At 64.0% G+C, this 20,595-nt stretch carries 17 protein-coding genes; 5 read left to right on the forward strand and 12 right to left on the reverse strand.

Annotated elements, in window-relative coordinates; genetic code table 11:
* The first annotated feature begins 312 nt into the window (after positions 1-312).
* Together ACQKPZ_RS01625 and ACQKPZ_RS01630 are read left to right on the forward strand one after the other, a co-directional pair.
* Positions 313-1,413 (forward strand): efflux RND transporter periplasmic adaptor subunit, encoded by a 1,101-nt coding sequence (locus ACQKPZ_RS01625; protein WP_427535150.1) that lies wholly within the window; start codon positions 313-315, stop codon positions 1,411-1,413.
* A gap of 6 nt (positions 1,414-1,419) precedes the next feature.
* On the forward strand, positions 1,420-4,485 hold the full coding sequence (locus ACQKPZ_RS01630) for an efflux RND transporter permease subunit (protein ID WP_427535151.1): 3,066 nt from the start codon (positions 1,420-1,422) through the stop codon (positions 4,483-4,485).
* 127 nt (positions 4,486-4,612) lie between these two features.
* Here the strand turns inward: ACQKPZ_RS01630 and ACQKPZ_RS01635 are convergent, their stop codons facing one another.
* The 3 genes from ACQKPZ_RS01635 to plsB all read right to left on the reverse strand — a co-directional run bounded on the left by ACQKPZ_RS01635 (position 4,613) and on the right by plsB (position 8,294).
* On the reverse strand, positions 4,613-5,299 hold the full coding sequence (locus ACQKPZ_RS01635; RefSeq protein WP_391130190.1) for a DUF4197 domain-containing protein: 687 nt from the start codon (positions 5,297-5,299) through the stop codon (positions 4,613-4,615).
* Positions 5,300-5,332: 33 nt separating this feature from the next.
* On the reverse strand, positions 5,333-5,731 hold the full coding sequence (locus tag ACQKPZ_RS01640) for a YbaY family lipoprotein (protein WP_391130187.1): 399 nt from the start codon (positions 5,729-5,731) through the stop codon (positions 5,333-5,335).
* A gap of 76 nt (positions 5,732-5,807) precedes the next feature.
* Positions 5,808-8,294 carry a glycerol-3-phosphate 1-O-acyltransferase PlsB gene (gene plsB / locus ACQKPZ_RS01645; RefSeq protein ID WP_427535152.1) on the reverse strand — a complete coding sequence of 829 codons (2,487 nt, stop codon included), beginning with the start codon at positions 8,292-8,294 and terminating at the stop codon, positions 5,808-5,810.
* Between the two features lie 232 nt (positions 8,295-8,526).
* Between plsB and ACQKPZ_RS01650 the strand changes: the two genes are divergently transcribed.
* Positions 8,527-8,736 carry a cold-shock protein gene (locus ACQKPZ_RS01650; protein WP_003252255.1) on the forward strand — a complete coding sequence of 70 codons (210 nt, stop codon included), beginning with the start codon at positions 8,527-8,529 and terminating at the stop codon, positions 8,734-8,736.
* 64 nt (positions 8,737-8,800) lie between these two features.
* Here the strand turns inward: ACQKPZ_RS01650 and ACQKPZ_RS01655 are convergent, their stop codons facing one another.
* The 4 genes from ACQKPZ_RS01655 to ACQKPZ_RS01670 form a co-directional block, all read right to left on the reverse strand.
* Positions 8,801-9,178 carry a hypothetical protein gene (locus tag ACQKPZ_RS01655; protein ID WP_391130177.1) on the reverse strand — a complete coding sequence of 126 codons (378 nt, stop codon included), beginning with the start codon at positions 9,176-9,178 and terminating at the stop codon, positions 8,801-8,803.
* Positions 9,179-9,195: 17 nt separating this feature from the next.
* The gene (locus tag ACQKPZ_RS01660; RefSeq protein ID WP_391130174.1) at positions 9,196-10,008 is read right to left on the reverse strand and encodes a putative RNA methyltransferase; all 813 of its coding nucleotides are present in this window, start codon (positions 10,006-10,008) and stop codon (positions 9,196-9,198) included.
* The gene (gene dapE / locus ACQKPZ_RS01665; RefSeq protein WP_427535153.1) at positions 10,008-11,159 is read right to left on the reverse strand and encodes a succinyl-diaminopimelate desuccinylase; all 1,152 of its coding nucleotides are present in this window, start codon (positions 11,157-11,159) and stop codon (positions 10,008-10,010) included. The genes ACQKPZ_RS01660 and dapE overlap by 1 nt, the downstream gene beginning before the upstream one ends.
* A 199-nt stretch (positions 11,160-11,358) precedes the next feature.
* Positions 11,359-13,950: a glycosyltransferase gene (locus ACQKPZ_RS01670; protein ID WP_391130168.1), complete on the reverse strand. Its 2,592-nt coding sequence runs from the start codon at positions 13,948-13,950 to the stop codon at positions 11,359-11,361.
* Between the two features lie 119 nt (positions 13,951-14,069).
* Between ACQKPZ_RS01670 and tcdA the strand changes: the two genes are divergently transcribed.
* A complete protein-coding gene (gene tcdA, locus ACQKPZ_RS01675; protein ID WP_427535155.1) occupies positions 14,070-14,879 on the forward strand; it encodes a tRNA cyclic N6-threonylcarbamoyladenosine(37) synthase TcdA in 810 nt (269 codons plus the stop codon).
* Between the two features lie 161 nt (positions 14,880-15,040).
* Here tcdA and ACQKPZ_RS01680 read toward each other — a convergent pair whose 3' ends face one another.
* The 5 genes from ACQKPZ_RS01680 to graA form a co-directional block, all read right to left on the reverse strand.
* Complete coding sequence (locus ACQKPZ_RS01680; RefSeq protein WP_427535157.1) at positions 15,041-15,451, reverse strand: SufE family protein; 411 nt, start codon at positions 15,449-15,451, stop codon at positions 15,041-15,043.
* On the reverse strand, positions 15,448-16,653 hold the full coding sequence (locus ACQKPZ_RS01685) for a cysteine desulfurase (RefSeq protein WP_427535158.1): 1,206 nt from the start codon (positions 16,651-16,653) through the stop codon (positions 15,448-15,450). The genes ACQKPZ_RS01680 and ACQKPZ_RS01685 overlap by 4 nt, the downstream gene beginning before the upstream one ends.
* 81 nt (positions 16,654-16,734) lie before the next feature.
* Entirely contained in the window at positions 16,735-17,769 is a 1,035-nt protein-coding gene (gene dapD / locus ACQKPZ_RS01690; RefSeq protein ID WP_391130156.1) for a 2,3,4,5-tetrahydropyridine-2,6-dicarboxylate N-succinyltransferase, read from the reverse strand.
* 31 nt (positions 17,770-17,800) lie between these two features.
* Positions 17,801-18,148 carry an ArsC family reductase gene (locus tag ACQKPZ_RS01695; RefSeq protein WP_427535160.1) on the reverse strand — a complete coding sequence of 116 codons (348 nt, stop codon included), beginning with the start codon at positions 18,146-18,148 and terminating at the stop codon, positions 17,801-17,803.
* A gap of 125 nt (positions 18,149-18,273) precedes the next feature.
* On the reverse strand, positions 18,274-18,573 hold the full coding sequence (graA, locus tag ACQKPZ_RS01700; protein ID WP_427535161.1) for a type II toxin-antitoxin system antitoxin GraA: 300 nt from the start codon (positions 18,571-18,573) through the stop codon (positions 18,274-18,276).
* A gap of 247 nt (positions 18,574-18,820) precedes the next feature.
* On the opposite strand from graA, the gene ACQKPZ_RS01705 reads away from it, so the two are divergent.
* Positions 18,821-20,467, forward strand: a complete 1,647-nt coding sequence (locus tag ACQKPZ_RS01705) for a Na+/H+ antiporter (RefSeq protein WP_427535163.1) — start codon at positions 18,821-18,823, stop codon at positions 20,465-20,467.
* Positions 20,468-20,595 lie beyond the last annotated feature (128 nt).

Raw genomic sequence — 20,595 nt, forward strand, 5'->3', positions numbered from 1 at the left:
GCCCGTATTGCGGGGTTTGCGTTGTGTTTCGGGCGTTTCGGGCTGTGGCCGGATGGGGCAACTTGTTGATTGGCTGTGGGCCGGGCAACAGTTTCTGATGGCGTTTGGGCTGACAGGGGTTTGTCGGGAGGTTTGCAGCGCCTGTGAGATCGAGCGCCGCCCGCGCGGCGCATCGCGAGCAAGCTCGCTCATCTGTTTCGGGCCAGTTATTCCTGACGCAGTGGCGCGCGCCCCCTTCCCGGCACCGGTCGCCTGATTTAATATACTTGCCAGTATAAATATTCGATGTGCACCCCTGCGAAAGGATTCATCATGTTGCGCCATGCCTTGTCCATCGCTCTGCCCGCCGTTGCCGCGTTGTTGTTGGCGGCATGCGGCCAGGAAGCCACCCCGCCTGCCGCGCCGCGTCCGGCGTTGGTGGTGCAGCCGCAGCCAGCCGAAGCCGCTGCCGACAGTTACCCTGGCGAAGTGCGTGCGCGCTTCGAGCCGGAGCTTGCCTTCCGCATTGGCGGCAAGGTTAGCAAACGCCTCGTCGAGGAGGGGCAGCGTGTCAAGGCCGACCAGCCGCTGGCCGAACTGGACCCACAAGACGTGCGCCTGCAGCTGGAAGCCAACCGCGCCCAGATGGCGGCTGCCGAGGCCAACCTGGCGCTGGTGCGCGCCGAGCGTGATCGCTACCAGAAGCTGCTGGACCGGCAGATGGTCAGCCATTCCCAGTTCGACAATGCCGAAAACCTCTACCGCGCCGGCCTTGCCCGCCTGAAACAGGCCAAGGCCGAGTTCGATGTGGCTGGTAACCAGGCCGAATATGCCGTGCTTCGCGCGCCGCAGGCCGGGGTGGTGGCCAAGCGTCAGGTCGAAGTGGGCCAGGTAGTTGCCGCCGGGCAAACCGTGTTCACCCTGGCCGCCGATGGCGAACGCGAAGTGGTCATCGGCCTGCCGGAGCAGCAGTTCGCCCGCTTTGCCGTCGGCCAGCAGGTCAGCGTCGAGCTTTGGTCGCACCCGCAAGAGCGCTTCCAGGGGCGCATCCGCGAGTTGTCGCCAGCCGCCGACCCACGCTCGCGCACCTTCGCTGCGCGCATCGCCTTCAACTCGGCCGCCACGCCCGCGGAACTGGGCCAGAGCGCCCGGGTGTTCATCGCCCATGAGGGGCTGATCCCGTTGGCGGTGCCGCTGTCGGCGGTAACTGCGGAAAACGGCCAGGCCTATGTGTGGCGGGTCAACAAGGACAGCCGCCTGGAGCGGGCCGTGGTGCGCCTGGGGGCATATGGCAGCGACAGTGTGCCAGTGCTCGAAGGCCTTGCCCCGGGCGACTGGGTGGTCGCCGCCGGTGGCCATGTGCTGCGCGAGGGCCAGGAGGTTCGCCCTGTGGACCGCAGCAACCGTGTAGTGAACCTGACGGCCAAGGAGTAAGTCCCGATGGGTTTCAACCTTTCTGCCTGGGCGCTGCGCAACCGCCAGATCGTCCTGTTCCTGATGATCCTGCTGGCGGCCATTGGCGCCATGTCCTACACCAAGCTTGGCCAGAGCGAGGACCCGCCGTTCACCTTCAAGGCCATGGTCATTCGTACCCTGTGGCCGGGCGCTAGCGCCGAAGAGGTGTCGCGCCAGGTCACCGAACGCATCGAGAAGAAGCTGATGGAAACCGGCGAGTACGAGAAGATTGTCTCGTTCTCCCGCCCGGGCGAATCGCAGGTCACCTTCATGGCCCGCGACTCGCTGCATTCCAAGGACATCCCCGAGCTGTGGTACCAGATCCGCAAGAAGGTCGCGGACATTCGCCATACCCTGCCTCCGGAGATCCAGGGCCCGTTCTTCAACGACGAATTCGGTACCACCTTCGGCAACATCTATGCGCTGACTGGCGAGGGCTTCGACTATGCGGTGCTCAAGGATTACGCCGACCGCATCCAGATCCAGCTGCAGCGGGTCAAGGATGTGGGCAAGGTCGAACTGGTCGGCCTGCAAGACGAGAAAATCTGGATCGAGCTGTCCAACCTCAAGCTGGCTACCCTTGGCGTGCCACTGCAGGCTGTGCAACAGGCCCTGCAGGAGCAGAACGCGGTCAGCACCGCCGGCTTCTTCGAGACGCCCAGCGAGCGCCTGCAACTGCGGGTGAGCGGGCGCTTCGACAGCGTCGAGCAGATTCGCCAGTTCCCCATCCGTGTGGGTGACCGCACCTTCCGCATAGGCGATGTGGCGGACGTGCACCGTGGTTTCAACGACCCGCCCGCCCCGCGCATGCGCTTCATGGGGGAGGACGCCATTGGCCTGGCCGTGTCGATGAAGGACGGCGGCGACATCCTGGTGCTGGGCAAGGCCCTGGAAGGCGAGTTCGAACGCGTGGCGCGCAACTTGCCTGCCGGCATGGAGCTGCGCAAAGTCTCGGACCAGCCGGCGGCGGTGAAGGCCGGTGTGGGCGAGTTTGTCCAGGTGCTGGTCGAGGCACTGGTCATCGTGCTGCTGGTGAGCTTCTTCTCGCTGGGGCTGCGTACCGGCCTGGTGGTGGCGCTGGCCATCCCGTTGGTGCTGGCCATGACCTTTGCCGCGATGCATTACTTCGGCATCGGCCTGCACAAGATCTCCCTCGGTGCGCTGGTGCTGGCGCTGGGCTTGCTGGTGGACGACGCGATCATTGCCGTAGAGATGATGGCGATCAAGATGGAGCAGGGCTATGACCGCCTCAAGGCGGCCAGCTATGCCTGGAGCAGCACTGCATTCCCGATGCTCACCGGCACCCTGATTACCGCGGCGGGCTTCCTGCCCATTGCCACTGCTGCCTCCAGCACCGGCGAATACACCCGCTCGATCTTCCAGGTGGTGACCATCGCGTTGCTGACCTCGTGGGTGGCGGCCGTGGTGTTCGTGCCCTACCTTGGCGAGCGCCTGCTGCCCGACCTGGCCAAGCTGCATGCCGCACGCCATGGCACGGACGGCCACGCGCCAGACCCTTACGCCACGCCGTTCTACCAGCGTGTGCGGCGGGTGGTGGAGTGGTGCGTGCGGCGGCGCAAGACGGTGATCCTGCTGACCGTAGCCGCCTTTGTCGGCAGCATTCTGCTGTTCCGCTTCGTGCCCCAGCAGTTTTTCCCGGCTTCCGGGCGCCCCGAGCTGATGGTTGACCTGAAGCTGGCCGAAGGCGCCTCGCTGGCCAACACCGCCGAACGGGTCAAGCAACTGGAGGCACTGCTCAAGCAGCAGGAGGGTATCGACAACTACGTGGCCTACGTGGGCACTGGTTCGCCGCGCTTCTACCTGCCGCTGGACCAGCAACTGCCGGCCGCCAGCTTTGCCCAGTTCGTGGTGCTGGCCAAGTCGATGGAAGACCGCGAGCGCCTGCGCAGCTGGCTGATCAGCACCATGGACCAGCAATTCCCCGACCTGCGCGCCCGAGTCACGCGCCTGGAAAACGGCCCGCCCGTGGGCTACCCGGTGCAGTTCCGGGTCACTGGCGAGCACATCGAGAAGGCCCGTGCGCTGGCCCGTGAAGTGGCCGACAAGGTGCGTGAGAACCCGCATGTGGTCAATGTGCACCTGGACTGGGAAGAGCCGAGCAAGGCGGTGTTCCTGGAGATCGACCAGGACCGTGCCCGCGCCTTGGGCGTAAGCACCGCGCACTTGTCCAGCTTCCTGCAAAGCTCGCTGACCGGCACCACTGTCAGCCAGTACCGCGAGGACAACGAGCTGATCGAGATCCTGCTGCGCGGCACCCAGCAGGAGCGCGGTGAGCTGGGTAACCTCGGCAGCCTGTCACTGCCTACCGACAATGGCCAGAGCGTGGCGCTGTCGCAGGTCGCGACCCTGGAGTACGGCTTCGAAGAAGGCATCATCTGGCACCGCAATCGCCTGCCGACGGTCACCGTGCGCGCCGATATCTACGACAAGGAGCAACCGGCCACGCTGGTGAAACAGATCGAACCGACCCTGCAGGAGATACGCGCCAAGCTGCCGGATGGCTACCTGCTGGAAGTGGGCGGCACGGTGGAGGACTCCGAGCGCGGACAGAAGTCGGTGAACGCCGGCATGCCGCTGTTCGTGGTGGTGGTGCTGAGCCTGCTGATGATCCAGCTGCGCAGCTTCTCGCGCACGGTGATGGTGTTCCTCACAGCGCCCCTTGGGCTGATTGGCGTGACCCTGTTCCTGCTGGTGTTCCGCCAGCCGTTCGGCTTTGTCGCCATGCTGGGCACCATTGCCCTGGCGGGGATGATCATGCGCAACTCGGTGATCCTGGTGGACCAGATCGAGCAGGACATTGCGGCGGGGATGGAGCGTTGGCAGGCGATCATCGAGGCCACGGTGCGGCGTTTCCGGCCGATCGTGCTGACCGCACTGGCGGCGGTGCTGGCGATGATTCCGCTGTCACGCAGCGTGTTCTACGGGCCGATGGCGGTGGCGATCATGGGCGGGTTGATCGTGGCCACGGCGTTGACCCTGTTGTTCCTGCCGGCGTTGTATGCGGCGTGGTTCAGGGTGAGGAAGAACTGAAGACCGCAGGGGAGGGCTTCGCCCTCCATTGGCGACACAAAGCCGCTCCCACACAGGTCCTGCATACGCCGATCAATGTGGGAGCGGCCTTGCGTCGCGATGGGCTGCGCAGCAGCCCCCAGGGCCATCACAGGGCGCCGAACACCTTCTTGGCCAGGCTGGTCGCGGCCTGGGCCGGGTTCTCGCGAATGCTCTGCTCTTGCTTGCCAATCATCTCGAACAGGCCATCCAGCGCCTTCTCGGTCACGTAGTTCTCGATATTGGCGTCATCCTTGACCAGCCCCAGGCCTTTGGCCTGTGCGGCAAAGGCGTTGTACTGCTGGGCCACGCCCACCTTGTCGGTCGCCTGCTTGACGATCGGCAGGAACTTGGCGCGGATCTGCTCGCGGCTGCTTTTGTTCAGGTACTGGGTGGCCGAGTCGTCACCGCCGCTGAGGATGCCCTTGGCGTCGGTCACGCTCATGTTCTTCACGGCATCCACCAGAATCGCCTGGGCTTGTGGCACGGCAGCCTCGGCAGCCTTGTTCATGCTGGTTTCCAGGGCTTCGACCTGGTCACCCTTGCCGAACATCTTCATGGCTTTGGCCGCTTTGCCCAGGTTGCCCGGCAGTTCGATGCGCACGTCCGGGTTGTTGCTGAAACCGCCTGGGGTGCTCAGCTGCTTGACCGCCAGCTGCGCGCCTTGGGTGAGAGCATCTTTCAGGCCGCCGGTGGCGTCCTTCTGGGTCAGGTCGCCCAGCGACAGGGCCAGGGCGCTGGCCGAAAGCAGCAGGCCGGCGCACAGGGTGGTGAAACGCAGGGAAGTGCGGAACATGTAGCTTTCCTTGTAAACAGATAAATTCGGGTATCAGCGAACCGGGTCGACCTTGATGCGTACCGATTTCGGGTCGCTGCCGTCGAGCATCACACCATGGTGCTCGGTATTGATGAACAGCAGTTTGCCATCCAGCTCGATGCGCGCGCTAACCGAATAGCGGTGGCCGGGTTTGACCTGGGCCGGGTCGTAGGTGAGGTGGAAAGGGAGTGGCACGTTGCCTTTGACCGGGCCGGCCTGGCGGGCCAGGGTCACGGCAGGGGCGTCCATCAGCGAAACATCCTGCAATTCCACGCTCAGGGTAGCGGCAGGTGGCAGCGCAATACGCTGCAGGTAGAAGACTTCACCGTCCAGGCTGGCCTGGGTGGAGGGGGTGTGGCTGGAACAGGCTGCGAGCAGGGATGCGCAACACAGCATAAAGAGCTTTTTCATGGAATCTCCGAAGTCCTTGGGGCTGGCTTGTGGCCAACCCCAGGGACTTTAGCGGATTTCCCCGGCAGATGAAGCGTTAGATGGTCGAAGTTTCCAGGCCATCGTCACGGTGCAAGGCTACCTGGCGGATCGACAGGCGCAGCTCGGCCGACAGCACACGCTTGGCCACACCCTCGGCAAGTTCGCCAAGCTTGTCGTGATAGCCCAGCCTGCCTTGCGCATCGGCATGCAGCACGCCTTGCTGGAGCAGGGTCTGGATGAAGTGGCGGAAGAGGGTCTTGTCGAAGAACTCCGGCGCATTCAGGCCATGCAGTATCGACAGGCGCTGGGCCATCATCACGCACAGGTCTTCAAGCGCTTCGGCGCTGAGGCTGTTCTGGCCGCTGTTGAGCAGCAGCGAGGTGGCCATGTAGAAACGCTGCAAGGTCTGGGTGATGGAGCGGGCGAGCAGGGTGAGCAGCACGAATTGCCGCGAGCTGGGTGCCGGGCGTATGTACACATCACCGTCCTGGCGCAGCAGGCCCTGTTCGACCAGCGCAGCCAGCCACTGGTCGATCACCTCGTCCAGCTGCTCTGGCGCCCAGCGCAGGAACAGTTCGGCCTGCAGGTACGGGTACAGCGCATGCACATACTGGCCAAGCAGTTCGCGGCTCATGCGTGAGCTGCTGAGGAAGAAGCTGGCCAGCAGCGCCGGCAGGGCGAAGATGTGCAGCACATTGTTGCGGTAATAGGTCATCAGTACCGCATTGCCTTCATCCAGGTACAGGATGCGGCCCAGGGCGTCCTTCTGTTCGGCCACCAGGTTCATGCTGCGCACATGTTCGATCAGCGCCTGGCCGTCGCCATCAGGCAAGGTGGTGTGCGGCGAGTAGGGCACCTGCCGCAGCAAGGCCAGGTACAGGTCGAGCACACGGGTCAGCGCGCGTTCGTCCAGGGCCAGGCGGCTGGTGGACAGCAGTGCCAATGCCACCAGGTTGACCGGGTTGATAGCCGCTGCCTCGTTGAGGTGACGGGCCACGGTTTCGCCAAGGCGGGTGGTGGTGGCGTTGAGCCAGGCCGGGCGGTACTGCGGACCGTGGTCCTGCTCACGCCAGCCGGGCTGTTGCTCGTCAAGGAAACCGGCCAGGCGGATGGGTTCGCCGAAGTTGACGTAGACCTGCCCAAAGCGCTGCTTGAGCGCGCCAAACACCTTGAAGATGTCGAACACCGACTCCTTCTTCTTGCTGGCTCCGCGCAGCTCACCCAGGTAGGTGCGGCCTTCGAGCACGCGCTCGTAGCCGATATACACCGGCACGAACACGATGGGGGTACGTGACGAGCGCAGGAAGCTGCGCAAGGTGATGGCCAGCATGCCGGTACGCGGTTGCAGCATGCGCCCGGTACGCGAGCGGCCACCTTCGACGAAGTACTCGACCGGGAAGCCCTTGGTGTACAGGGTGTGCAGGTACTCGTTGAACACGGCGGTGTACAGCGGGTTGCCCTTGAACGTGCGGCGCATGAAGAAGGCACCGCCACGACGCAGCAGGTTGCCGACCACCGGCATGTTCAGGTTGATGCCCGCTGCCACGTGCGGCGGTGTGAGGCCGTTGCGGAACAGCAGGTACGACAGCAGCAGGTAGTCGATGTGGCTGCGGTGGCAGGGCACGTAGATCACTTCATGGCCGGGGGCGATGCCCTGCACCTGCTCGATGTGGTTGACCTTGATGCCGTCGTAGATCTTGTTCCAGAACCAGCTGAGCACCACTTCGAGGAAGCGGATGGCGGTGTAGGTGTAGTCCGAAGCAATCTCGTTGCCGTAGCGCAGTGCCTGCGCTTCGGCCTTGGCCAGCGGCAGGTTCTCGCGCTGTGCCTCGTCGACGATAGCCTGGCGCACCTGCGGGGCGTGGATCAGGCCTTTGACCAGGTTGCGCCGGTGCGAGATATCGGGGCCGATAACGGCCGTCTTGAGGTTGCGAAAATGCACGCGCATCAGGCGTTGGGCCATGCGCACGGTGCGCTCGTGGCCCTTGTTGTGCTGCACCAGTTCGCGCAGGTGGATCGGCGCAGAGAACTGCACCCGGGTCTTGCGCCCCAGAATCAATACGGTCAGCAACCGGCGCAGGCGCCCGGTCACCGCCCAGCTGTCGGCGAACAGCAGCTTCCACGGGCTGGACTCGCTGGCGGGGGTCTGGCCCCAGAACACGCTGACCGGAATGATCTGCGCATCTTCCTCGGCATGCTGGCTGACGGCAGCGACCAGGCGTTCAAGCGTGGGCGGGGCGCCGCGTTTGTCCTGGCGGCCAAGCCAGTCCGGGTCGGGTGTGAGGTAGAAGAACGCGGCCGGCTCCTGCAGCGGGCCGACGGATACCGGCAATACCGGGCGCGGCAGCCCCGCCTTGGTGCATTCGTGGTCAAGCACGGCCAGGTCGGTGAGCGCGGGCGAGGGCAGTGCATAGAACACCGGCCGGCTGCGGTCGAGGTTGAGGGACATGGAAGACTGGTTGATGGTCTCGGAGCGCACCCACAGGTACAACAGGCGACGCAGGCCGCCGAAGATCAGGCGGTGCAGGGGGGAACGGGTCATGGGGTGTGTGCCCTGGGTGTGATGTTCAGGTGAGTATCCAGCTATTTAGTCTGCCGTATCGGCGTAAGTTCAGCAAAAATCGGCCAATGGCGGGGCCGTCATCAATTTTTTTTGTTCTGTGTCATATACTCGGCCTGCCACTTGCAGGATATTCCGTAAGCGGCGTTGGCACGGGGCAGGTAACCTCATGCCTGCAAGGCGATCTTCACAATAAAAATCCGGAGTAGTTCAGATGTCGTCTCGTGAGACTGGGAATGTAAAGTGGTTCAACGATGCCAAGGGTTATGGCTTCATTCAGCGCGAAGGTGGTGCGGATGTCTTCGTCCACTATCGGGCGATCCGCGGTGAGGGGCATCGTACCCTGGTTGAAGGGCAGCGCGTGGAATACGCCTGCGTGCAGGGCCAGAAAGGCCTGCAAGCCGAAGACGTAGTGGGCCTCTGAGCCTCTTGCGGTAGGCCTCAAGCTGCAAGTTGACCGTGTAACTTGCAGCCTGAAGCATCCTGTTTCAGCTGGTACGCCAGGTGATTTCCTCTTCACCGTCGGCACTGATGCGGACCCAGCGGTCGGCATCTTCCTCCCCGTCTTCCTCAACCCAGCCACCCGGCGCGCAGCGCACTTCCACACCCAGTGCGGCGAACGCGGCGCGGGCGCAGGCGACATCGTCGGCCCACGGCGTCTGGTCGCTTTCCAGGTACAGGCTGTTCCATTTCCCTACAGCCTTGGGTAACCAGGTGACCGGAATGTTACCGGCCTGGCATTTGAAGGTATGGCCTTTCTGCTGCCATTGGCTGCACGGGCCGATTGCCTGGGCGAGCCACTCGGCGATCTGCTTGTGGTCGACGTCGGCGTCCTTCAGGTAAATCTCGATATCAGGTTGGCGCATAAGGGCTCCGGGTGTGCTCAGTCTTGGCGCACGAAATAGTCATAACGCATGGAAACCGTAACCTCGAACGGCTCGGGCTGGTCGATCACCAATGCGCGTTTTTCCGCGCTGGCACGCCAGCCGTGCGGGGTCATGGCCAGCAGGTCGGCGCGGGCTTTGGGTTCGGCCAGGCTCAGGCGGAACTCGAGGGTTTCGCTGTGGGCGTGGGCCATGCCTTCGGGAATCAGGGCCAGGTGCTTGTCGTCGGCGTAAGGACGCACTTCATCGTAGAGCACTTCGCGCAGTTCCATCAGGTGGCCGCTGGTAGGGCCTACCCGCATCAGGCCGCCGCCTGGGCTGAGCAGGCGCTTGGCCTCGGCCCAGTCCAGCGGGCTGAAGACGCTGGCAATGAACTGGCAACTGGCATCGGCCAGCGGCACGCGAGCCATGCTGGCGACCATCCAGGTGACCTCCGGCGCGCGGCGGCAGGCACGCTTGACCGCCTCGCGGGAGATGTCCAGCGCGTAACCATCGGCGGCCGGCAAGGCCTGGGCGATCTGCGCGGTGTAGTAACCCTCGCCGCAACCGATGTCCAGCCAGGCGCCAGGCTGGCGCTCGGCGGCCAGTTCGGCCAGGCGGCGGGCTACAGGAGCATAGTGGCCACCGTCGAGGAAGTCGCGGCGCGCCTCGACCATGGCCTGGTTGTCACCTGGGTCACGGCTGTTCTTGTGCTGCACCGGCAGCAGGTTCAGGTAACCCTGGCGGGCGCGGTCGAAGCGGTGGCCGGCCGGGCACACCACGCCGTTGTCAAGCCGGCTCAGCGGCGCCTGGCAAAGGGGGCAGGCGAGCATCAGGCGAGCAACCGGACCAGGGTCTGGTAGTAGATTTCGGTCAGCAGGTCGAGGTCGCTGGCCAGAATCCGCTCGTCTACCTGGTGGATGGTGGCGTTGACCGGGCCCAGTTCGACCACCTGGGTACCCATGGTGGCGATGAAGCGGCCATCGGAGGTGCCGCCGCTGGTGGAGGGCTGGGTGTCGCGACCGGTGACGCCCTTGATGCTGTGCGCCACGGCGTCGAGCAGCTCGCCGGGCTCGGTGAGGAACGGCAGGCCAGACAGCGCCCAGTCGATCGACCAGTCCAGTTCATGCTTGTCGAGAATCGCCGACACCCGCGCCTGCAGGCCTTCGACGGTGGACTCGGTGGAAAAACGGAAGTTGAACAGCGCGGTCAGCTCGCCCGGGACCACGTTGGTGGCGCCGGTGCCGGAATTGAGGTTGGAGACCTGGAAGCTGGTCGGCGGGAAGAACGCATTGCCTTCGTCCCAGTGCTCGGCGGCCAGCTCGGCCAGGGCAGGGGCCGCCAGGTGGATCGGGTTGCGCGCCAGGTGCGGGTAGGCCACATGGCCCTGCTTGCCGCGCACGGTCAGCTTGGCACCCAGTGAGCCGCGGCGGCCGTTCTTGACCACGTCACCCAGCAGGGTGGTGCTGGACGGTTCGCCGACAATGCACCAGTCCAGGCGTTCGTTGCGCGCTTTCAGGCGTTCGACCACGGCCTTGGTGCCATGGTGTGCCGGGCCTTCCTCGTCGCTGGTGATCAGGAAGGCAACCTTGCCGCGATGGTTCGGGTAGTCCTGTACGAAGCGCTCGCTGGCGATCACCATGGACGCCAGGCTGCCTTTCATGTCGGCGGCGCCACGGCCGCACAGCATGCCGTCGGCATCGATGAGTGCTTCGAACGGTTCATGCTGCCATTGCTGCACCGGGCCGGTGGGCACCACATCGGTGTGGCCGGCAAAGCACAGCACTGGGCCGTCCTGGTTGCCATGGGTGGCCCAGAAGTTGTCGACGTCTTCAATGCGCATCGGCTCCAACTGGAAGCCCACGGCGCCCAGGCGGTTCATCATCTGCGCCTGGCAGTCGGCATCGACGGGGGTGACCGAGGGGCGACGGATCAGGTCGCAGGCCAGTTGAAGGGTAGGCGAGAGCTCGGCAGGGGCCGTCATGGGGGACTCCGGGGCAGGGCAAGGCGGGGAAATCTGAGGGGCGTTATCTTATATCAAACTGATAGGGCAATGGGGCCGCGTTGCGGCCCTTTCGCGACGCAAGGCCGCTCCTACAGGCGATCGCGGGTTATCTGGCTGACGCGGTCCTCTGTAGGAGCGGCCTTGTGTCGCGATAGGGGCGCAAAGCGCCCCCAGGATTTCAAGCCTGTTGCGGCTCGGCAGCCTTCTCCACTGGCTTCGGCAGCGAAGACAGCAACGCCATCACCAGCGCCGCCACGTACGGCAACGACTGCACCAGCAGCATCGCCACCCAGAAGCGCATGTCCGAACTCGGCAGCCCCTGCACCAGGTAAATGCCCAGCGCCGCGCCCCACAGCAGCAACATGATGAACAGTTCTTCGCGCGCTTCGGAAAGCGCCACCAACAGCCCATGGCTATCGGCATTCTTCGGCGTACGGAAGAACGGCATGCTGCTGGTGAAGAAGCCGTACAGCACCGCCTTGGCGATGGTGTGCGACAGCGCCAGGCCGGCCAGCGCTGCGGCGAAGGCGTCCTTCAGGTTCACGCCTACTGCACGGCGGTACAGGAAGATGATCTTGCCCACCTTGAAGAAGAACAGCGCCAGCGGCGGGATGGCGAAGATCATCAGCGGTGGGTCGACACGGTGCGGCACGATGATCATCGCCGCCGACCACAGCAGTGCGCCGATGGTGAAGAAGATGTTCATGCCGTCGGCAACCCACGGCAGCCAGCCGGCCAGGAAGTGGTAGCGCTGGCCCCGGGTCAGTTCGCTGCCCTTGCCGCGCAGCAGGGCGCTGGCGTGGTGCTTGATGATCTGGATGGCACCGTAGGCCCAGCGGAAGCGCTGCTTCTTGAAGTCGATGAAGGTGTCGGGCATCAGGCCCTTGCCATAGCTGTTATGGGCGTAGGCGGCCGACAGGCCCTTCTCGAACACCCGCAGGCCCAGTTCGGCATCTTCGCAGATGCACCATTCGGCCCAGCCCAGTTCTTCCAGCACGCTGCGCCGGGTCATGGTCATGGTGCCATGCTGGATGATCGCGTCACGGTCGTTGCGGGTGACCATGCCGATATGGAAAAAGCCCTTGTACTCGCTGTAGCACAGTTTCTTGAACGTGCTTTCGTGCTGGTCGCGGTAGTCCTGCGGGGACTGAACCACGGCAATTTTCGGGTCGGCGAAGTGCGGCACCATGTGCTTGAGCCAGTTGCGGTCCACGCAATAGTCCGAGTCGATCACTGCGATCACTTCGGCGTCCTTGGCGGTGTGGGGCAGCAGGTAGTTCAGTGCGCCGCCCTTGAAGCCTGCCAGGGGCGCCACGTGGAAGAACTTGAAGCGCTCGCCGAGCTTCTCGCAGTGCGCCTTGAGTGGCTCCCACACGGCCGGGTCCTTGGTGTTGTTGTCGATCACCAGCACTTCGTAGTCGGGGTAGTCCAGTGCGGCCAGGGCATCGAGGGTCTGCTTCACCATCTCGGGCGGCTCGTTGTAGCACGGCACATGCACCGACACCTTGGGCCGGTAGGCGCTGTCAGCCTGCACCGGCAGGAACTCACGGCGGCGCTTGTGTATCCATACTGCCTCGGCCAGTTCGTGGGCCTCGGTCAGCAGCACGATGAACACGCCCAGCGCACCAAGGGCCAGCAGCACGCCCACGGTCAGGCTGAACCAGGTGCTGTATTGCTGGCTGTAGTCGTAGGCAATCCATACCAGCACCGACCCGCACAGGAAAGTGATGAACGTGAGGAAGGTACGCCCGCGCTGGCGCAGGGCCGAGCCATCGATGAACAGTACCATCAGGGCAATCATGGCCAGCACGACCGAGGCTACGGCCAGGGCACGCCACTGCGGGATCGCCACTACCGGGCCGTCGAAGTTGAACTTCTGCTGGCGCTCGGCGTTGTACACGCCCCAGTAGGCGCCAACCGAGCCTTCGTCGCTGGCCTTCCATGGCTGGTCATAGGCTTCGATGACGAAGTAGTTGTAGCCACGGCGGTTGAGGGTGTTGACCAGGGTACGCAGGTAGATGGCCTGGTCGGCCTGTGTAGCATCGGCGCCGCCGCGCATGCGGCCGTTGCTTGGCCAGCCGACTTCCGACAGCAGCAGGGGTTTGCGCGGGAACTGGTGCCTTAGCTCACGCGCACGGTCGAGCACGAACTCGACCGAGTCCTTCATCGGCACGAACTCCCAATACGGCAGGATGTGCGCGGCAATCAGGTCGACGTGCTTGGCAATCTCCGGGTTTTCCTTCCAGATGTGCCATTGTTCACTGGTGGTCACGGGTACCTTTACAGCTGCGCGTACCCGGTCCAGGTATTTGATCAGGTTTTCCGGGGTGACTTCTTCACGGAACAGCGCCTCGTTGCCGACCACCACCCGCACCACGCTGCGCGAGGTGTTGGCCAGCTGGATGGCGGTGGCGATTTCGCGCTCGTTGCGCTCCAGGTCCGGGCTGATCCAGATGCCCAGCGTCACCCGCAGGCCGAACTCCTCGGCCAGGCGCGGGATGTCGGCCTGGGTGCCCTCCACGGTATAGATACGGATGCTGTCGGTCAGTTTGCTCAACTGCTCCAGGTCCTGGCGCATCTCATCGTCTGTGGGGTACTGGCCCTTCTGTGGGCTTTCACCCAGGCGGAACGGCGAATACGAGAAGCCAGAGATCTGCTCTGGCCAGGCGGGGGCGGAAACCGGGCGGTTGATCAGTGCCCAGAACCCGGTAAACAAGGCGGCGATGGCCAGGACCACGACCAGGTTCAGGCCGAATTTACGTGAAGACATTGTCATCCATATCTGTGGAGGTGATAGGACATTAAAGCAGGGTTGGTAGTGTCTTTCCTAACGATGCAGGCCATGGGCCCGCTGGCATATAATGCGCGCCGGTTTTTTGGGGTATGAACATGAGCACAGAAGATCCACGCTTTGCCGGCGTAGCCCGGCTGTATGGCGACCAGGGGTTGCAGCGCCTGGGCCAGGCCCACGTGGGCGTGGTCGGCATTGGCGGGGTAGGCTCGTGGGTGGCCGAAGCGCTGGCCCGCAGCGCCGTGGGCGAGATCACCCTGTTTGACCTGGACGATGTCTGCGTCAGCAACACCAACCGCCAGGCCCATGCCCTTGAAGGGCAGGTGGGGCGGCCCAAGGTCGAGGTCATGGCCGAGCGGCTGCGTGCGATCAACCCGGCGTGCACGGTGCATGCGGTGGCCGACTTCGTCACCCGTGAGACCATGGCCGAGTACATTACCGAGAACCTCGACTGTGTGATCGACTGCATCGACAGCGTCATGGCCAAGGCAGCGCTGATCGCCTGGTGCCGGCGACGCAAGATCGCCATCGTCACCACCGGTGGTGCCGGCGGGCAGATCGACCCGACACAGATCCAGATTGCCGACCTGAACAAGACCTTCAACGACCCGTTGGCCTCGCGGGTGCGCTCCACCTTGCGCCGTGACTACAACTTCTCGCGCAATGTGAGCCGCAACTATGGCGTGCCGTGCGTGTTTTCCAGCGAGCAACTGCGCTACCCCAAGGGGGATGGCAGTGTTTGCCTGCAAAAGAGCTTTGTGGGTGAGGGTGTAAGGCTGGATTGCTCGGGCGGCTTTGGCGCGGTGATGATGGTGACCGCGACCTTTGGCATGGTGGCGGCGAGCAAGGCGATCGAGAAGCTGGTGGCCGGGGCGCGGCGGCCGTCGGAGCGGGTCAAGACCGAGTAATACTCACGGGCTTGCTCGGTCCCTGTAGGAGCGGCCTTGTGTCGCGATGGGGCGCGCAGCGGCCCCTGCAACATCCGCGGTGAATCTGGAATTTTGGGGCCGCTGCGCGCCCCATCGCGACACAAGGCCGCTCCTACAAGGGAGCTGCGTATGCCTTGGGTTCAGCGGGTGGACGCCAACTCCGCCATCCGCTGCAACACGGCATGCAGCCCATTGCTGCGCGACGGCGACAGCTGGCGCTCAAGGCCCAGCTGGGTGAACCACTCCCGCAGGTCGAGCCCAGCCAGTTCTTCACTGGCCAGCCCCTGCACCCGCACCAGCAACAACGCCAGCAACCCGCGCAACAAGCGTGCATCGCTACTGGCCTTGAACCGCCATAGCCCATCAACCTGCTCAGCCACCAGCCATACCAGGCTTTCGCAGCCATGTACCCGGTTGGGCTCGGTCTTTTCGGCGTCATCCAGGGGCTCCAGTCGCTCGCCCCACTGCATCAACAGCCGCGCACGCTGTTCCCAGCCTTTGCCCTGTTGAAAAGCCTCCAGCGCCTGAAGCGCCTGTTCCGGCAGGCTCATCGCAGCAACTCCAGGCCTTGATCCAGCGCTGCAAAGAAGCGCTGCACGTCATCGCTGTCGTTGTACAAGCCCAGCGAAACCCGGATTGCGCCCTCCAGGCCCAACCCCTGTAGCAACGGCATGGCGCAATGGTGCCCGGCACGCACGGCGATGCCTTGCTCGGTGAGCAAGTGGGCGATATCGGCGTTATGCACGCCTTCGATGACAAAGCTGGCCAGGGCTGCCTGTGGCGTACCGAGTACCCGCACGCCCTCGCGATCGGCCAGCCCACGCAGCAGGTGCTGGTGCAGGCTGGTTTCGTGAGCTTCAACTGCGTGGGCATCGAGGCTGGCCAGGTAATCCAGGGTTGCGCCCAGGCCGATCACCCCGGCGATTGGCGGCGTACCCGCCTCGAACCCCAACGGTGCCGGGCGGAAGCTGGCGCTCTGGTACTCGGCCAGTTGCACCATCTCGCCACCGAACTGCCAATGGCGCAGCAATTCAAGCGCCTGGGCGCGGCCATACAGCACGCCAACCCCGTCGGGGCCATACAGCTTGTGGCTGGAGAACACATAGAAGTCGCAATCCAGTTGCTGCACGTCGTGGCGACCATGCACCACACCCTGGGCACCGTCGACCACCGTCAGCGCGCCTTGGGCGCGGGCATGGGCCAGCAGGGCTGGCAGTGGTTGCCAGGTGCCTAGCACGTTGGAAAGCTGGCTGACCGCCAGCACCCGGGTGCGGGGGCCGATCAGTTGCAGTGCCTGGTTCAGGTCGATACGGCCATGGGCATCCAGCGGTAGAACCACCAGGCGCAGGTTGCGCCGGCGCGCCAGCTGTTGCCAGGGCAGCAGGTTGGCATGGTGCTCCAGCGCGCTGACGGCAATTTCGTCACCGGCTTCGAAGCGGTGTTCCAGGCCATAGGCCAGAAGGTTCAGCGCCGACGTGGCGCCGTGGGTGAACACGACCTGCCGTGAGTCTGCAGCATTCAGCCAGGCGGCAACTTTGTCGCGGCTGGCCTCGAAAGCCTGGGTCGCCAGTGCGCCGGGCAGGTGCTGGGCACGGTGCACGTTGGCTGCGCCATGGCCGTAGTAGTGGCTCAGGGCGTCAAGCAACGCTTGCGGCTTTTGGGTGGTGGCGGCGCTGTCCAGATAGGTCTGGTGCTGCCGTTGCAGGGCGGCGATGGCGGGGAAGTCGGCACGCCAGGGGGAGGGCTGGAACATGTTCACGAGGCCTGGAATGAAAATCGGGTCTGGCGTGCGAACGCCAGACCCGATCTTAACACTTCAAACCTGCAAAGGTTCTCAGTTGTGGGCGTGCAGCGCCTCGTTCAGCTCGATGGCCGACTTGTGGGTCTTGCACTCCACAGCGCCGTTCAGCGAGTTGCGACGGAACAGCAGGTCGGTTTGGCCGGCCAGGTCGCGGGCCTTGACCACTTTGACCAGTTCGTTGTTCTCGTCCAGCAGGTTCACCTTGGTGCCGGCAGTGATGTACAGGCCGGCTTCAACGGTGTTGCGGTCGCCCAGCGGAATGCCGATACCGGCGTTGGCGCCGATCAGGCAGCCTTCGCCTACCTTGATGACGATGTTGCCGCCACCGGACAGGGTGCCCATGGTCGAGCAGCCGCCGCCCAGGTCGGAGCCCTTGCCGACGAACACGCCAGCGGACACGCGGCCTTCGATCATGCCTGGGCCTTCGGTGCCAGCGTTAAAGTTGACGAAGCCTTCGTGCATGATGGTGGTGCCTTCGCCGATGTAGGCGCCCAGGCGCACACGGGCGGTGTCGGCGATACGCACGCCGGCCGGCACCACGTAGTCGGTCATTTTCGGGAACTTGTCCACCGAGAACACTTCCAGCAGTTCGCCTTTCAGGCGCGCTTCCAGTTGCAGCTCGGCCAGTTCTGCCAGGTCGACCGCGCCCTGGTTGGTCCAGGCCACGTTCGGCAGCAGCGGGAAGATGCCGGCCAGGCTCACACCGTGCGGCTTGACCAGGCGGTGCGACAGCAGGTGCAGCTTGAGGTAGGCCTCTGGAGTCGAGGTCAGGGCAGCGTCTTCGGCCAGCAGGGTGGCGACCAGCGGCTTGTGGCTCTCGGCCAGGCGGGTCAGCAGGGCGGCCTGGGCAGCGTCAACGCCTTTCAGGGCTTCGGCCAGTTGCGCGGCCTGGCCATTGCTGAAAGCGATAGCCTGGTTGCCACCTTCATAACCGAGCACAGGGGCGACGGCGGCGATCAGTTCGGCGCTTGGGTTTAGCAGGGGTTGTGCGTAGAACACTTCCAGCCAGTTGCCCTGGCGGTTCTGGGAGCCGACACCGAAGGCCAGGCTGAACAGGGTATTGGACATGTGATTACCTCGTGCGAAATAGGGTAGGGGCTCAGGCCAGGGCAGCGGCGTACAGGTCGGGCTTGAAGCCGACCAGGGTGCGCGCGCCAAGGTCCAGCACCGGGCGTTTGATCATCGACGGCTGGGCCAGCATCAGCTCGACGGCCTTGGCCTGGTCGAGGTCGGCCTTGCTGGCGTCGTCCAGCTTGCGGAAGGTAGTGCCGGCACGGTTGAGGATGACTTCCCAGCCGTGCTCGTCGCACCAGCGGTTCAGGCTGTCACGGTCGATGCCTTGGGTCTTGTAGTCGTGGAATTCGTAGGCGATGGCCTTGTGTTCAAGCCAGGTACGCGCCTTTTTCATGGTGTCGCAGGCTTTGATGCCGTAGAGCGTGTAGGTCATTGTGTGCATTGGGGGTGCAGGTTGCCCCAATCTCTCCGTTTTCCGAATGTCAGTCGCGGGATTATGCGGGAACGATCCTCGCGGCGCCACGCCCGTGGCGCCCATGTTTATTGATCAAGGTGTGTTCAAGCGACCAGTCGCTGTACTGACCCGATGATCTCATCACCGTGTTGCTGTTCGGCTGTGCGCAGATCGAAGGCAGTCTGCAGGTTGAGCCAGAACTCGGGGGTGGTGTCCAGGCAGATGGCCAGGCGCAGTGCCATGTCGGCGGAAACACCGCCCCGTTCGCGCAGGATGTTGTTGACCGTTGGTGTGGCAACGCCCAATGCCCTGGCCAGTGCTGCGGCACTGAAGCCCATTTCTTTCTGGAAGTCCTCACGCAGGACTTCACCGGGATGAATGGGACGCATACCGTTCTTGAGCATGATTATGAGCCTGAATGCTTAACGTTATTCGTTAAGCCTGATTGTACGTCTGGTCCCTGGCAGATCAAGTCTTGAGCAGGCTCATTAAACCGCTCGGTAACTCATGAGTATCATCATGTTACATATTCACTCGCCACCTGCGACTATCGTGCAGCGGCCCCAAACCGCCGGTCGCCGCTAACATATTGTTTCAATGGCGATGTTTCGCCCTGCTATCGTTTCTGGTTCACAAAGGAAGCTTTCCCGGATGCAGTCCGCCTACACCGTCCTCATCCTGCTGACGCTGGTCAGCCTGTCGAAGCTGGTCGGCCGCATGGTGCCGCTGCCCTTGCCGCTGGTGCAGATTGCCGCCGGCGCCTTGCTGGCCTGGCCGACACTGGGCCTGCACGTGGCCCTGGACCCCGAATTGTTCCTGTTCCTGTTTCTGCCGCCGCTGCTGTTCGCCGACGGCTGGCGCATACCCAAGCGCGAGCTTTGGCGCATTCGCGGGCCGGTGGTGGCACTGGCGGTGGGGTTGGTGCTGTTTACCGTGGTCGGAGCCGGTTACTTCATACATTGGCTGCTGCCGAGCATACCGCTGCCGGTGGCCTTTGCCCTGGCTGCGGTGCTGTCCCCGACCGATGCCGTGGCAGTGTCGGCCATTACCCAGGACCGCCTGCCCACCCCGCTGATGCACATGCTGCAAGGCGAGGCGCTGATGAACGATGCGTCTGGCCTGGTAACCTTCAAGTTTGCTCTGGTCGCGGCCATTACCGGGGTGTTCTCGTTGGCAGACGCGAGCTTCACCTTTGTTCTGGTGGCCTTGGGCGGCTTGGCGGTGGGGGTGGCACTGAGCTGGCTGGTGGGCCGCTTGCGGGCCTGGATGATTGCTCGCGGCTGGGATGACCCGGCCACGCATGTCGTGTTCATGTTGCTGCTGCCGTTTGCCGCTTATGTACTGGCCGAGCGCTTGGGCGTCTCGGGCATCCTCTCGGCGGTGGCGGCGGGCATGATGCAAAGCTGGCTTGACCTGTTACCACGGCAGACCAGCACACGCCTGCTCAACCGCAGCGTCTGGTCGTTGCTGGAATTTGCCTTCAACGGCCTGATCTTCCTGCTGCTGGGCCTGCAATTACCGGACATCATCAAGGCCGTGGTCAGCCACGAGCCAACCGTATGGCCGACCCTGGCCTACCGCTGCCTGGACGTGGTGGCGATCTTTGCTGCTTTGATCCTGTTGCGGTTCGTCTGGGTACAGAGCATCTGGCGCTCGATCGGCGTGGTGCGCCGCTGGCGCGGCAAGCCGGCGCTGGTGCTGATGCCTACGGCGCGTTCCTGCTGGTTGCTGACCTTGGGCGGCGTGCGCGGTGCAGTCACGTTGGCCGGTGTAATGTCGATCCCCTTGTTGATTGGGGCGGGCAAGGCATTCCCGGAACGGGATCTGCTGATCTTCATTGCTGCGGGGGTGATCCTGCTGTCGTTGATCAGCGCCTGTCTCGCGCTGCCGTTCTTGTTGCGCGGGGTAACCAAGAGCGCGGACGAACGCTTGCACCAGGAAGTGCAGGAGGCGTGGCGGCGCACCGCCGAGGCGGCGATCCATGCCCTGGAGGCGGAGGAGGTCGTTGACAGCAATGCCCCGCAGGATGCCGCGCAGGCGACCCTGGCGACCGAGTTGAAAGCACGGCTAATGGCTGAATACCGGGATGAGCTGGACAGCTATAACGACAGTGCCGAGGCCAAGGCCCTGGCCGAACAGATGGACTTGCTGGAGCGGCGCTTGCGCCTGCGTGCGCTACGGGCGCAGCGGCTGGAATTGTACAACCTGCATCGCCAGCATGAGGTGGGTGATGAAGTGGTGCGCCAGGTGCTGGGTGAGCTGGATATGAGTGAGGCGAACCTGGGGCAGGTCAGGTAGACCGCAGGGGGCCGCTTTGCGGCCCTTTCGCGACACAAGGCCGCTCCTACAGGAGTACGCATTCCCCTGTAGGAGCGGCCTTGTGTCGCGTATTGGCGCAAAGCGGCCCCCCCCAAAAAAATCCCATT

The sequence above is a fragment of the Pseudomonas sp. NPDC089547 genome (genome assembly GCF_050280665.1).
GTDB lineage: Bacteria > Pseudomonadota > Gammaproteobacteria > Pseudomonadales > Pseudomonadaceae > Aquipseudomonas.